We start from the raw sequence: 13,637 nt of genomic DNA, 5'->3' as shown, positions 1-13,637 counted from the left end.
TACGCAGACGCCACTCAAGAAAGTTACTTACATGCCCTTCACAAAACTTAACCCGGCCGTCGGACGCGTCATGATCGCGCTATTGTTCCTGATAAGCGGCCTTGGCAAGATCGCGGCGCCTGAAGCCACGCAGGGCTACATCGCCTCAGTTGGTCTGCCATTTCCTGCTCTGGCCTACTTCGGGGCCCTCGCCGCCGAACTTGGGGGCGGTCTTCTGCTGCTGATCGGATATCGAACGCGCATTGTCGCTCTGGGTATGGCCGGCTTCACGCTAGCGACCGCTTTGTTTTTCCACAACAACTTCGCGGATCAAAATCAGATGATCCACTTCCTGAAAAACATCGCGATCATGGGTGGTTTGCTTCAGGCCTATGCCTTTGGTGCTGGCGCCTACAGCATCGACAGCCGGCGACCAACGGCGGAGAGCCTTTTTACGCGGAGTCTCGATACCTTCCTGGCCAAAGATATGAAGGGGTGGGCCGCGCTGTGTGACGAAAATGTGGTCGCCGAATTTCCTTTTGCGCCTGCAGGTTCGCCCACACGTATCGAAGGTCGTGAGGCGCTATACGAGTATCTGCGGAATTACCCAGATGTGATCGACGTGCGGTCGATCCCGACGCGAAAAATTTACACGACGAGTGATCCCAATGTGGCGATTGCTGAATGGAGTGTGTCAGGGCGTGTGATCCGCAACGGCAACCCCTACGAAATGAGCTATGCAACCTTTGTCACCTTCCGGAATGGCCTGATCGTGAATTACCGCGAATACTGGAACCCGCAGGTATTTCTGGCCGCGCTTGGCGGAGACAAGTTTTAAACCCCTGAAAACTTGCCGTTATACCTCATCGTTAAATGACTGGGCCGAACGACATGTGTGTGAACGTGCGTGTTTCGGCCCAGGTGGGCGGTTGCGGCAATCAATCGAAACATTACGACCTCTCGGCCCCACGCCTATTGCCGTTGGACATCAGACCTTAAAATTCGAGCGAGCCCGCGGCTATGTCAAACGTCAGCGAGACAACCGACCGCTTGGCACTCTCGCTTCACAAAGCGTTCCGCACCCTGGAAGTCGACGGCTTCGACGTGCGCCGTGCCATACCGTCCAAAGCCTTTGAGGCGATCGGCCCCTTTATCTTCCTAGACCATTTCGGACCCATTCCTATACGGCCCGGCGCGGCCAAAAGTGCATCCGCCCATCCGCATGCCGGGATTGAGACCCTGACCCTGCTTCTTGAAGGCCAGGTTCAGCATAAAGACAGTTTAGGCAATGACAGCACGATGCAGCCCGGCGAGGTCCAATGGATGCGGGCGGGCAAGGGCATCGTCCATGACGAAGCACCCGGTGCCAACGTGTTACGCCACGGCGGCCACCAGCATGGCATCCAATTTTGGATCAACATGCCGATGACTGAGAAGTTTTCCGAGCCGATGTACCGGCACGTCAACCGCGACGAAATCCCGCTCCTGGAAAGCAGCAATGGCACGGTGAGACTTGTGGCAGGTCAATCAAACGGACAGACAGGTCCCGTCGGAACCTGGGGGAATCCCTTTCTTGTTCACGCCTCGCTCCCGGATGGTGGTCCTCTGGCCCTTGAAGCACATAAGCCCAAGGAATTGGCACTCTACGTGATGACAGGCGCGATTGATATAGATGGTTCACGCGCCAGGTCTGGCGAACTTGTCCGCCTTAGCTCGGGTGAAAACGTCAACTTGGTAGCTACTCCCCACACAGAGGTCGTTCTGGTTGGCGGCGATCCCCTCGATGCGCCTATTGTCCGCCAAGGTCCCTTTGTCATGAACACCAACGCCCAGCTCGAACAGACCGTTCGCGACTACTATGCAGGCAAGATGGGTAAGGTTTAGGCGCGACCAATACGCACGATTCCCAAGCATTGAATGGTGATGTTGCCGACAGGCCCCCGGTGACGAAACCTACTTTCGGATCGTTCGCACAAACCCTTTGTCACTCTGCAGGAAGGCGTCGAGCATGAACGGAATCAAGTCCACGACCTGTTCGGTGATGCCATAGGTCGCCTGATAGATGTCAGCATAGTCCTTGAGCGCCTGATTGAGGTCAGCGCCCAGAGTAATGGTCAGTTTCACCGGAGTGCGATCCGGAAGCTTTGCGAGTTTGAGTTCGGCCATCTTAGGCCCCCTTATAGGGCTTCAGGATAAGATCCTTGTGAACGACGACGCGCACAGGCCAGCCCGGCCGGACCGTCAGGCTTGGTTGGATATTCAGCGCTATTTCGACGATACGCTGCCCGGCCTGATTGGCGGTGTCGCGGGTGGCCTCGCGAAACGCCCGGATAAGGTCACTGTCGTCGCCGGTCTGTCCGCTGTGGGCGGCGATCCCAAGCAGGGTCGAGAGGCCCACGCCCTTCAACAAGCTCCAGGTGTGATAATCGACGCGGTCGGATAGGCCGGCGTATCCTTGCCGGTCGGTGGCCGGCAGGTTGTCGATCTCAAGGGACGAGCCGTCCGGCAGGATGAGGCGTTTCCACACCAACAAGGCCCGCGACTGCCCGAAGCCGATCTGGTTGTCATATTCGCCCAGCAGCCGGGTGCCCTGGGGGATCAGGAGATGGTGGCCGGTCACGGTGTCGAACACCGGCTGTGTCACTTGGGCGATGACGAAACCCGGCAGATCGGACTTCAATCCGGTGACCAGACTGGCGCTGATCACCGTGCCCGCCATGACCTGATAGGGGGACCGCGGCGTCTCCAGGGTGTGGCTATTATAGATGCCACCAGTATCCCTGCGGTCCCGCACAACGGGAATAACCTCAGGCCGGGGCAATTCGGGTCGCATTTGAAGACCTAGTGCCGTCAAGGGGTCTGGTGGTGGCGGTCCAGCGACCTGACCATTCTGGTTTCGGGTTGCCACCTGAAAGAAAAGCCCGCTATCGCGCTGCGCCTCCGCAGGGGCCGACCTTTGATCGGAACCTTTGATGACCGGGGTCACTTGACCGCGCTGTGCCTCAAGCATCGGGCCGCCTAGGTCACCCGGCAAGGGCGGGCCGAGTTGCGGAATACTACCCGGGAGGTCGACATAGGAATGGGGCAAGGCCGTCAGAGCCTCCGGCCGGGGCTTCTGGTTGTCACTGCGCTTTTCCGGGTCGTACAGTTCTTTGGCTTCAGGCACTTTCGGTTTTGAGCCACTCAGGCCCATCCAGGCGATGCTGACCAAGGCCACAGAGCCGATGGCGGTCGCGCCGACCAGCAAATGTCGTTTAAAGCGCACGACCCGACGCGGCTGCGCCCGCAGCACGAGGGTTTCCGGATCTGCCTTAAGCGGGTTCACGGGTTCGGTCATGGCCGTCCTCCGGCGCGCTTGCTCGATCTGGCCTCATCCGTCCGGGTTATGCGCACCACGACCTGTTTCTTGTCACCAAGGCGCAACTCTGCGGCGCCGAACAGGGTATCGACGACATAGAAGCGCCCCTGGACGCGGTAGTTGGTGAGGTCCGCCGTGCCGGACGACGAGATCACGAACAGAGGCGGCGCCTCACTCTGGGCCAGGGTTGGCGGGAATTCGATATAGACCTTCTGGCCGTCATCGAAGGCGCGCACTGGTCGCCACGAGGGATGGTCACCGGTGATGGCGTAGTCAAAACGGAGGTCCTCGATCTTCGGTCCGACACCTGTGGTCACCGGCACTGGTGTGGGCGATCCCACCTTTACAGGCTCGACCTTATGGGTCAGAAGCATATCCTTCGGGTATCGCCAGGAAATGGCCGCCATGGCGGTGGAAACGGTGCTTTCCAGTTGCAGATGGTAGGTACGACGCGAGGTCGTGATGATCAGGTTTGTCTTGAGCCCGGCGGAAAATGGCTTGGCGAGGATATGAACCTGCTTGGCCTCCCCCTCGCCGCTGACGGTATCGCCAATGACCCAACGCGCCGTGTCGCCTGCCGATACGGAGATCAACTCTTCGCCGGCTTGCAGGACGATGTCGCTGACCTTGTCGGGTGCGGTAAACAGCCGATAGATCGCGCCCTCCGTATAGGTATAGACCTGGACGGCGTTCATGAAACTGTTAGCTTGCGGGTTCTGCACGGCCGAAGCGTTGGCGTTTAGGATCACGCGGGCGGATGATTCTGTGGCGAGTGGCGCCTGAACCCGCTTAATCGGGCGAACGGGTTTGGCGTCGGCCGCCGTCACCATCAGCAGGGTTAAGCACGACATTGCCGCGCCGAGAGAATATCGCGTTTTCATTGGGGGGCTCCTTAGGGCTGAGGAACGGACGCAACAACCGGGGTTTTGACCTCGGGCGTCCCATAGTCCTGCGACCAGGCGAGATCGGTGACGTAGAGGCCGAGCGGGTTCTGGCGCAGAATGTCTTCGCGTTTGGGCAAGGATTGCTGAACGCTCAATATGGCGGTCCAGGCGCTGGTCTTGGCGGGCACGCCGCGAACATAGGTTTGCTCGCGCCACTTGACCTGGAACGAGGTCGGTGACGCTCGGACGACACTGATGATGGAGACGGTGACGCTACGTTGTCCAATACCGGCAAAGGGGTCATTGGCCTGAGCCTGCGCGTTCAACACCTGCGCAGCTCTGTCGGTGGCAAACGCATAGGCCTCCAGCCAGTTCTGCCGCACGAGGACCGGATCGATGGACAGACCGCGGATATTGGTGATGAAGCGGGCGAGGAACCAGGACACTTGCGCATCCGTCGGCTCGTAGGTTTCATTGGCGGGCCCGACCGCCCTTACCTCTCCCAGACCGTCCACCTCCACCACGTAGGGGGTGACCCGGCTCTGAGCGGACATCCAGATCATGCCGCCAGCCAGGGTCAGGGAGACGAGGCATGTCCCAAAGGCCAGAGCGCGCCAATTGGCGGCCTCAGCGGCTGCCGATCCGACGCGATCGTCCCAGATTTGCGCGGCTTTCTGGTACGGGGTTTCCGGTGCCGGACTGTCGCCGTAGCGTTGGACGGGGCGTTTAAAGCGCATGATCTACTCCTTTTGAGCTATGTCGGGATTGGCGGCGGCGATAGGCTGATCGCCGGAAGCAATGGCCGTGTGGGCGGCCTGCAGGTGCCCGCGCAGGCGCTGCTCGGCCTGCATTTTCTTGGCCCAAGCCGGTTGCGCCGTGTCTTTGGCCGGATCGCCTCCCGTTGAAGAAGACGGCGATGCTACGGCGGAGGATCCACTCCGGGAGCCTGAAGACGGCGGAGGCGACGGTGGCGGTGGAGGCGGCGGTGATGATGAGCCCCCCGCCCCCGCACCGCCACCCGATGATCCGCTACCCATGGAAGCCGCCGACTGAACGGCAGACGGCCCGCCCCCAACGGCGCCACCCGCCATACGCGCGGCGGCCATGGCGCCACCGCCAGCCAGCATCCCAGCGCCTGCGGCGGCCGCCATGGTGCCAAGGGCGGCATCGGCGCCGAGTTGAGGGGCGCCCGACACGAGGCCCGAGGCGATACTTGGGCCAAAGATACCCAGGCCCAACAAGGTCAGGGACGCCAGGACCAGGGTCATCGTCTGACCGATGTCAGGTTCTGCGCCATCCAGCGCGCCAACAAAGGTTTCAAAAAAGCCTGAGCCAATGCCGATGATCACGGCCAGGACCATGATCTTGATGCCGGAGGTGATGACATTGCCTAAGACGCGCTCGGCGAGAAAGGCCGTCTTGTTCCAAAACGCGAAGGGGACGAGGACGAAGCCTGCCAGGGTGGTCAGCTTAAATTCGAGGACGGTGATGAAGAGCTGAATGGCGAGGACGAAGAAGGCCAGAAGGATGATCAGCCAAGCAATGAGCAGGATGACGATCATCAACAGGTTGGCAAAAAAGGTATCGAGACCCAGAAGGTCAGCGACCTGTTCCAGCAAGGGATGCGCCGCCTCAAAGCCTATCCCCGCCAATCGGCCGGGTTTTAGGAGATCACCGGCGGCTACTGTGCCACCGCTGGCATTGATGCCGAGTTGGGCAAAGGACTGATGGATGAGATTGGCCAGCATCTGGAAGTTATTGAGGATGTAGGCGAAAGCGCCGACATAGAGGACCTTCTTGATCAGCTTGCCAAATATCTGGCCTTCGCCATCGAGCGCCCAGAATAGGGCGGCGATGGTGACGTCTATGGCGATCAGGATGCTGGTCAGATGCGCGAGGTCCCCGCGCAACAGTCCGAAGCCTGAATCGATATAGGCGATGAAGGTGGCCAGAAAACTGTCGATGATGTTGAGGTCGGTCATGTCGATGCCTTCACAGGTGGCAGATTGGCGGGTTACTGAGAGGAATAGGCCTTGCCGTCGCCGAGGAACTTCATCGTGGCCGCCTTGGCCGCGGCTTCCCCTTGGGCCCGGCGGGCAGCGTCGAGCGCCTCGGCGCGATATTGGGCCGCCATCAGGGTCGCGATCTGCATCTGCTGTTTCGCCACGAGTGCGGTGAGCTGGTTGGTCGCCTGCTGGGCCTGAAGGCCGCCCTCTGCACCTTCCGACGCCCGAACCAGGTCGTTCAGCGTGCCGGCGTCGGCCTGAAGCGCCTCACTGATTTGCGACTGGACCTGGATGGTTTGTTGAAACGCGTCCATGGCGCTTTGCCATCTCGCTTCCGCTTCGGCGGCCAGCCCCTTGCCAGTCATATTGAGGCTGTAGCCGGACGGAAACTGTGCCGTTAGGGCGGCCTTAGTCTGCTCCAGGGTGAAGGCAATGCCCTTGGCCTGCGTCATCAACTGGTTGATGGCAGCCAGGTCCTTGTTGAGTTTCAGAAGCGCCGAGACGTCGAGCTTTTTGAGGTTGGTCGCCATGTCACGGATCATCTGGGCTTCGTGCTGAAGCGACAGGATCTGGTTGTTGATCTGTTGCAGGGCGCGCGCGGCCTGAAGGATATTCTGGGTGTAGTTGGTCGGATCAAAGACAGCGACCTGCGCTGAGGCGGGCACGACGATGGCTGAGGTTCCGCCAAGCAAGAGGCAGGACAGGGCCATGGGGCGAAGGGATTTGAGGAACATTAGATATCTCCAGGTTAGGACAAAGGAAGGGCGTGACCAGTGGAAGCACTGGCCGGATTTCGTTGATTCAAAAGACGAAGTGAGGTCGACTCTAAGGTGGTTTGAGAAGTTCAGCGGCCCAGCCCAACCCGCGGCCGCGCAGGAAGGCCGAGGCAAAGCCCCCGGACCCCGACTCGGCCAGGAGTTGGTCGATGAGCACCTGATCTTCGGGCGATGAAGCGCTGCATATGGCCAGAGCCAGTTTGCCGAGCCCGAGATCGAACAGACGATTACCGCGCCTGGACTGGAGGTAATATTGCCGCTTAGGCACGGCGTGGGCGATGAGTTGAATCTGTCGCTCATTCAGGCCCATGCGCAAATAGGCGGCTTGGGCTTGGGGCTCGACCGCCCGCTCATTGGGTAGGAAGAGCCGCTGGGGACAGGACTCGATCAGAGCCGGCGCTATCGGACTGTCGGCGATGTCGGCCAGAGATTGGGTGGCGAAGACGACACTGACGTTCTTTTTGCGCAAGGTCTTCAGCCATTCGCGTATTCTGCCGGCGAACTGCGGGTTGTCGAGGAAGACCCAGGCCTCATCAAGGATCAGGAGCGTTGGCCGTCCGTCAAAGCGGGCTTCGAGCCGATGGAACAGGTAGGTTAGAACGGGCACCACCAGTCCCGCCTCCCCCATCAACTCCTCGGTCTCAAAACAATGGATATGGGCGATATCCAGCCCGTCCCGATCGGCGTCGAGGCACTGCCCGTACGGCCCATCCAGCGTATAGGGCTGCAAGGCCAGTTTAAGGTCGTTTGATGGCAACAGAACACTTAATCCGGTCAAGGTCCGCTCATGTGCCGGGGCGACCGCCAGGCTGTTCAACGCCGACCAGACCATCGCCTTGATGTCGGGGGTGACCTCTATCCTTTCATTGGCGAGCAGGCCCAACACCCAGTCCAAGGCCCACGCCCGCTCAATGGGGTCATCAATGCCCCATAAAGGTTGAAAGGCCAGACCGGCACTTCTGCCCAGCGCATGATGACGCCCGCCCATACTGAGCGTGGCCGCGCGCGCCGATCCCCCCTTATCGAAGATGAAGGTCTGGGCACACGGATAACGCTGAAACTGAAGTGCCAAAAAGGCCAGGAGCACGGACTTGCCGGCGCCCGTTGGGCCCAGCACCATCATATGGCCGACGTCGCCAACATGGTTGGACAGACGAAAGGGGGTCGAGCCGGAACTCAGGGCATAAAGCAGCGGCGGACCGTCGAGATGGGTGTTGCGGTCCGGTCCGGCCCAGACGGCGGACAAGGGCATGAGGTGGACGAGATTAAGCGAATGCACCAGCGGCTGGCGGACATTGGCGTAGAGATGCCCCGGAATGGTGCCGAGCCAGGCTTCCACGGCATTGAGGCTTTCGCGGAAGGTGGTAAAGCCGAGACTATTGATAACCTGCTCGACCGCCCGCAGCTTTTCATCGGCAAGATGGGGATCAGGATCGAACACGGTAACGCTCGTGGTGAGATAGCCAAAGCTGACGTGGTCGCCGCCGACGGCCTGCAGGGCGACATCAGCGTCGGCCACCTTGTTGTCGGCATCGGTATCGGTTAGCGCCGAATTTTGGGAATACATGACCTCGCGCAGGATCGCTGTAACGGATTTCCGCTTGGCGAACCATTGTCTCCGGATCTTAGTCAGGGCCTTGGTGGCGTCTTCCTTGTCGAGCGCGATAAACCGCGACATCCAGCGGTAGCCGAACTCCAGATGATTGAGGGCATCGAGCAGGCCCGGATGGGTATGGTTGGGGAACCCCAAAATGGTCAGGGTGCGCAGGTGCTGATCGCCCAGTTTTGGCGCCATGCCACCGGTGAGCGGCGTATCCACCAGTAGGGCGTCAAGATAGATCGGCGTATCGGGAACCCTGATGCGGTGGCTTTTGGTCGAGATGGTTGCGTGCAGATAGGTCAGGGTTTCCGCGTCATCCAGGGGTGCTATGAACGGCATGAAGGCGGTCAGCATATCGATGGCGCTATTGGTGCGATTAACGAACAACTGAACCTCCCGACGCCAATCGCGGACGTCGGGCGTCTCTCCTGGCGTCTCGATAAAGGCCTGGCCGGCCTTGGACAGCGTGTCCGGCGACGGCATGAAGACAAAGGTCAGGTAGTACTGGGTCTCAAAATGCTGATCGGCCTCACCCTCAAAGGCGGCGCGGCGTTCTTCATCGACCAGTCGCGCCACACCGGTCTCGGCGCCGGGCCCCGGATAGGCCATGGCTTGAGACCTGCGGGCCTCAAAGAACAGCGCCCAACCCGAGCCAAAGCGGCGCAATACATTATTGGCCCGGGCCGAGACGCCGACCAGTTCAGCCGCCGTGGCACTTTCGAGATCAGGGCCGTAATAACGCACACTGCGTTGCAGGCTGCCGTCTTTGTTGAGGATGACGCCGGGGGCGACGAGTGCAACCCAGGGCAGGTGATCGGAAAGCCGGTCGGCGGTGGGTTTATACTGTTTGAGGTTCAACATGAGAGAAAGGCCTTCTGCCGGAGGTGACGCAACATGACGGGGACAAAGTCGGGATCGTAGCGTGCGGCAAAGACCGCCAAAGTGTGGCCAATGAGGCCGACGCACAGACCCGGTAGCCACATCTGCAATCCGAGCCCCAAGGCGGCGGCCACGGTGCCGTTGGCAATGGCCAGGGTCCGCGGCGCACCGCCCAGCAGCAGGGCTTGCGTGAGGGATTGATGCAGGGGCACTTCAAACCCCTCGACGCGCGCTGACATCAGATGACCGCCCCCCCGGCAAAGCTGAAGAATGTCAGGAAGAAACTGGAGGCGGCAAAGGCGATGGACAGACCAAAGACAATCTGAATCAGCTTGCGAAAGCCTCCCGAGGTTTCACCGAACGCCAGGGTGAGGCCCGTGACGACGATGACGATCACTGCCACTATTCGGGCGACGGGCCCTTGGATACTGTTGAGCACTTGCTCCAGCGGCGCTTCCCATGGCATGCCGGAACCGGCGGCCTGGGCTGAGCCAGCAAGCACGATCGCCATGGCCAGCAACGCCGGAGCGACAACTTGCGGGGATGGGACACGACCTGCCAGAAAGGCAGGTAGACGGATAGACGTCATCATTAGATCTCCTATGGGTTAAAGGGGGTGGTGTCAGGGTCTTCCCCGGGCCGGAGCACCGGGCGAAGGTCGTAATCGCCACGGGCATCAAGGCCCAGCACCTCAATTATCTCGGCGACATGGCGGGGGGTACGGCTTAGAGCGTTCGCACCCTGAATAAAGACGATGACGTCAACGGCCTCAGCGATCAGGGCCTTGGGCACATTTGTGACCGCCTCCTGAATGAGTTGTTCGAGCCTAAACAGAGCCCCGCGCGCCGAATTGGCATGAAGGGTCGCGATCCCGCCGGGATGGCCGGTGTTCCAGGCCTTGAGGAGGTCGAGGGCCTCGGCGCCGCGGACTTCACCGACGATGATGCGGTCGGGACGCAGGCGTAAGGTAGAGCGCACCAGATCGCCGATCGTCACGTGATGCGGGCGGGTCCGAAGCTCGACCACGTCCTCGGCGGCACAGCGCAATTCGCGGGTATCCTCGATGACGATCACCCGCTCCTGCAACTCAGCGACTTCGGCCAGCAAGGCGTTGGTCAGGGTCGTCTTGCCAGAACTGGTGCCGCCGACCACAAGGATGTTTTCACGGTACCGGACGGCCCGACGCAACGCCCTCGCTTGCGCCACGGTCATGGCGCCGATGGCAACATAGTCTTCCAAGGCAAACAGGCGATAGGCCGGTTTGCGGATCGAAAAGCACGGTGCCCGGGCAACGGGGGGCAGAATGCCTTCGAAACGTTCGCCGCCCGTGCCATCGCTGGCCATGGGCAGTTCGGCGCTGACGATGGGGCGCTCAGAATCGATTTCGATGCGGACGTGGCTGGCGACCAGGCGAATAATGCGCTCAGAATCTGCGGCTGGCATGGAAAGACCGCCGGGCACCCGCCCCTCGCCAGCCTTATCGAATCTGACCGTGCCATCGGGGTTTACGAGAATTTCAAAGACATTGGGATCGGCGAGTGCCGATGCCAAAACATCGCCCATGGCGGTCCGGAGCATGCCTCGCAGCCTTTGATGCGGGATAGACAGCGTATCCATCAGGTGCGCTCCGATGCGGTTACAGGGTTGAGGGAGGACTGACCCGACGCGAGATGGCGTCCGACCTGGGCCACGAAAGTCTCGTAGCGATCACGGGCCAGTGCCCGTGCCGACGGATCGGGATCCGGCAGATGGGCGTCGCGTAGGAGGGTCAGGCGAATGAACAGGGCGAGGCTCTCAAGCAGGATCATCTGATCGCGTTCTATCCGATTGAGTTGGGCTGACAGGCGGTTCAGGCGTTGGCCGAAATGATCGTCCAGTTCGTTGGTGCCCCGGCGATCGAGCCAGGCGGTGACGGCGTCCTGAAGGACCGCCGACTTGTTCATGCCGGGCTTGGCGGCCAGAGCTTCCAGCCGCTCACTGACGGCGAGGTCCAGGAAAAGCTGATAGCGAACTTTGCGTTTCGACATGAGCCCTCCTAAAAGCCGGAAAAGAGGTCGGGGGTCTGGTCAGACTTGGCGTGACCTTTGGTCTTGCCGCTGCCCTTGGTCTTGGCTTTGGCCTCGATGTTATGCAGGTCGGCACGAGCTATGGCGGCCGTACCCTTCAGTTGATTCATAGTCTGCGTCGCGCTGGCCACATCGCCATCGTCTTCCGGCGCGACCTCGGGTGCAACAGCCTCGGCATCGCGTTTGCCTTCTAGCTTTTGTTCCTTTTCCGGGTGACGTTCCTTGGCGAGACCGCCGGAGGTCTCCTCTACACCCGCCTCTTCGACAAGGGCCGCCGCCAGCCGCGCATCCGTCCCCCGCACATGGCCTTCCCAGTCGTTGGGCTGAGCAAGGGGGCAATCGCTGAAGCCATCAAGGGCCAACTCAGGTGGCGGGCACTGACGGGAAACGAAATTGCGGTCCTCATAGTAGCGGAGCTTCTTTGCGCGGATGGGTGCGAGGCCCGACACCAGCACCAGTTCGTCGGTATTGGGCAGTTGCATGACTTCGCCGGGGGTCAGTAACGGGCGAGCGGTTTCCTGACGGGAGACCATGACGTGCGACAGCCATGGCGCCACACGGTGGCCTGCATAGTTGCGCTGCGCGCGCTGTTCGGTGGCGGTACCCAGGGCATCGGAGATGCGCTTGGCGGTACGCTCATCGTTCGAGGAAAAGGCGATGCGGACATGGCAGTTGTCGAGAATGGAATTGTTATCACCGTAGGCCTTGGAAATCTGGTTCAGGGACTGAGCGATCAGGTAGGCGCGCAGACCATAGCCCGCCATGAACGCCAAAGCGGATTCAAAGAAATCCAGACGGCCGAGTGCGGGAAACTCGTCGAGCATCAGGAGCAATTGATGGCGGTTGCGTTTGGCCGGATCGCCCTCCAGACGCTCCGTTAGCCTGCGGCCGATCTGATTAAGGATCAGGCGGACCAGGGGCTTGGTGCGCGAGATGTCCGACGGCGGTATGACCAGATAGAGAGAGACCGGGTTCTTGGCATTGACCAGGTCCGATATACGCCAGTCGCAGGTCGACGTCGTCGCAGCCACCACCGGGTCGTGATAGAGCCCGAGAAACGACATGGCCGTGGACAGGACGCCGGAACGCTCGTTAGGTGACTTGTTCAACAACTCTCGGGCGGCAGAGGCGACAACAGGATGAACCCTTGGCGCCTCTTCTGACCCCAGATGGTCGGTAGACAGCATGCGCTCCAGCGTATCGACCAACGTCCTTTGAGGATCAGAGAGGAAGGTGGCCACCCGCGCCAGGGTCTTTTCTTCTTCGGCGTAGAGGACGTGCAGGATGGCGCCGACCAATAGCGAATGACTGGTTTTTTCCCAATGGGAGCGGTGTTCTAAGCTACCTTCCGGATCGACCAGGATATCGGCTATGTTCTGAACGTCGCGGACCTCATTGATGCCTTTGCGCACCTCCAGCAGTGGATTGTAGCGGGCGGAGCGCAGGTCGGTGGGATTGAACAGGACCGCGTGGGAAAAACGCGAGCGCCAGCCGGCGGTCAGGTCCCAGTTTTCGCCCTTGATGTCATGAACGATGACAGACCCAGTCCACGATAACAGGGTCGGTACGACCAGGCCTACGCCCTTGCCGGAGCGGGTCGGGGCAAAGGCCATGACGTGTTCCGGTCCATCGTGGCGGAGGTAATCGCCGCCCATCCGCCCCAGAAACACGCCGCGCTCGCGCAGTAACCCCGCCTGTTGGATTTCCCGAGGCTTGGCCCAGCGCGCTGAGCCATAGGTGGTGACCTGACGGGACTGGCGCGCGCGCCATAGAGACCCGAAGATCGCCGCCCCGCACCCGACCGATCCACTCGACGCGGCCATCCACCCCGCACGCCGAAAGACGTCTGGCGCATAGGCCTCATAGTGGTACCACCATGGAAAGAGCTGCCAGGGCCGATAGATCGGCACGCCAAAAAATGGAAACCACGGCACCCCTAATTGCGGCTGATAGCTCAGTTGATGGGCCGCCCATTGCGTCGATGCCCACACCCCCAGGACCACAATCCCGAGGACGACACATATCTGACCGATGAGGAGTTTGGTGGGGGTCACAGATCTGTCTCGCATCCAGCGCAAAACGCGCGTTC

General features: G+C 60.7%; 14 protein-coding genes. 2 read left to right on the top strand and 12 right to left on the bottom strand.

Features of this window, described 5'->3' with window-relative positions:
* The first annotated feature begins 31 nt into the window (after positions 1-31).
* Together OVA03_RS16235 and OVA03_RS16230 are read left to right on the top strand one after the other, a co-directional pair.
* Positions 32-817, top strand: coding sequence for a DoxX family membrane protein (locus OVA03_RS16235; protein ID WP_267526069.1), 786 nt, complete (start codon positions 32-34; stop codon positions 815-817).
* 182 nt (positions 818-999) lie between these two features.
* On the top strand, positions 1,000-1,863 hold the full coding sequence (locus OVA03_RS16230; RefSeq protein ID WP_267526068.1) for a pirin family protein: 864 nt from the start codon (positions 1,000-1,002) through the stop codon (positions 1,861-1,863).
* Between the two features lie 69 nt (positions 1,864-1,932).
* Here OVA03_RS16230 and OVA03_RS16225 read toward each other — a convergent pair whose 3' ends face one another.
* The 12 genes from OVA03_RS16225 to OVA03_RS16170 form a co-directional block, all read right to left on the bottom strand.
* The gene (locus OVA03_RS16225; protein WP_267526067.1) at positions 1,933-2,145 is read right to left on the bottom strand and encodes a DUF2274 domain-containing protein; all 213 of its coding nucleotides are present in this window, start codon (positions 2,143-2,145) and stop codon (positions 1,933-1,935) included.
* Between the two features lies 1 nt (position 2,146).
* On the bottom strand, positions 2,147-3,316 hold the full coding sequence (locus OVA03_RS16220; protein ID WP_267526066.1) for a TrbI/VirB10 family protein: 1,170 nt from the start codon (positions 3,314-3,316) through the stop codon (positions 2,147-2,149).
* Complete coding sequence (trbG, locus tag OVA03_RS16215; RefSeq protein WP_267526065.1) at positions 3,313-4,218, bottom strand: P-type conjugative transfer protein TrbG; 906 nt, start codon at positions 4,216-4,218, stop codon at positions 3,313-3,315. The genes OVA03_RS16220 and trbG overlap by 4 nt, the downstream gene beginning before the upstream one ends.
* An 11-nt stretch (positions 4,219-4,229) precedes the next feature.
* The gene (gene trbF, locus OVA03_RS16210) at positions 4,230-4,958 is read right to left on the bottom strand and encodes a conjugal transfer protein TrbF (protein ID WP_267526064.1); all 729 of its coding nucleotides are present in this window, start codon (positions 4,956-4,958) and stop codon (positions 4,230-4,232) included.
* Positions 4,959-4,961: 3 nt separating this feature from the next.
* Positions 4,962-6,203, bottom strand: a complete 1,242-nt coding sequence (gene trbL / locus OVA03_RS16205) for a P-type conjugative transfer protein TrbL (protein WP_267526063.1) — start codon at positions 6,201-6,203, stop codon at positions 4,962-4,964.
* 32 nt (positions 6,204-6,235) lie between these two features.
* Positions 6,236-6,961, bottom strand: coding sequence for a P-type conjugative transfer protein TrbJ (trbJ, locus tag OVA03_RS16200; RefSeq protein ID WP_267526062.1), 726 nt, complete (start codon positions 6,959-6,961; stop codon positions 6,236-6,238).
* A gap of 91 nt (positions 6,962-7,052) precedes the next feature.
* Positions 7,053-9,464 carry a conjugal transfer protein TrbE gene (gene trbE / locus OVA03_RS16195; RefSeq protein WP_267526061.1) on the bottom strand — a complete coding sequence of 804 codons (2,412 nt, stop codon included), beginning with the start codon at positions 9,462-9,464 and terminating at the stop codon, positions 7,053-7,055.
* Positions 9,458-9,721 carry a VirB3 family type IV secretion system protein gene (locus OVA03_RS16190; protein WP_267526060.1) on the bottom strand — a complete coding sequence of 88 codons (264 nt, stop codon included), beginning with the start codon at positions 9,719-9,721 and terminating at the stop codon, positions 9,458-9,460. Before OVA03_RS16190 ends, trbE begins: the two co-directional genes overlap by 7 nt.
* The gene (locus OVA03_RS16185) at positions 9,721-10,071 is read right to left on the bottom strand and encodes a TrbC/VirB2 family protein (RefSeq protein WP_420710513.1); all 351 of its coding nucleotides are present in this window, start codon (positions 10,069-10,071) and stop codon (positions 9,721-9,723) included. The genes OVA03_RS16190 and OVA03_RS16185 overlap by 1 nt, the downstream gene beginning before the upstream one ends.
* An 11-nt stretch (positions 10,072-10,082) precedes the next feature.
* Positions 10,083-11,060 (bottom strand): P-type conjugative transfer ATPase TrbB, encoded by a 978-nt coding sequence (gene trbB / locus OVA03_RS16180; RefSeq protein ID WP_267526058.1) that lies wholly within the window; start codon positions 11,058-11,060, stop codon positions 10,083-10,085.
* Positions 11,061-11,098: 38 nt separating this feature from the next.
* The gene (locus OVA03_RS16175; protein WP_267526057.1) at positions 11,099-11,509 is read right to left on the bottom strand and encodes a CopG family transcriptional regulator; all 411 of its coding nucleotides are present in this window, start codon (positions 11,507-11,509) and stop codon (positions 11,099-11,101) included.
* Between the two features lie 8 nt (positions 11,510-11,517).
* Positions 11,518-13,602 carry a conjugal transfer protein TraG gene (locus OVA03_RS16170; protein ID WP_267526056.1) on the bottom strand — a complete coding sequence of 695 codons (2,085 nt, stop codon included), beginning with the start codon at positions 13,600-13,602 and terminating at the stop codon, positions 11,518-11,520.
* Positions 13,603-13,637 lie beyond the last annotated feature (35 nt).

The sequence above is a fragment of the Asticcacaulis sp. SL142 genome (assembly GCF_026625745.1).
Lineage (GTDB): Bacteria > Pseudomonadota > Alphaproteobacteria > Caulobacterales > Caulobacteraceae > Asticcacaulis.
Note: the sequence above shows the minus strand (reverse complement) of the source record. Positions and strands in the feature narration are given on the sequence as shown.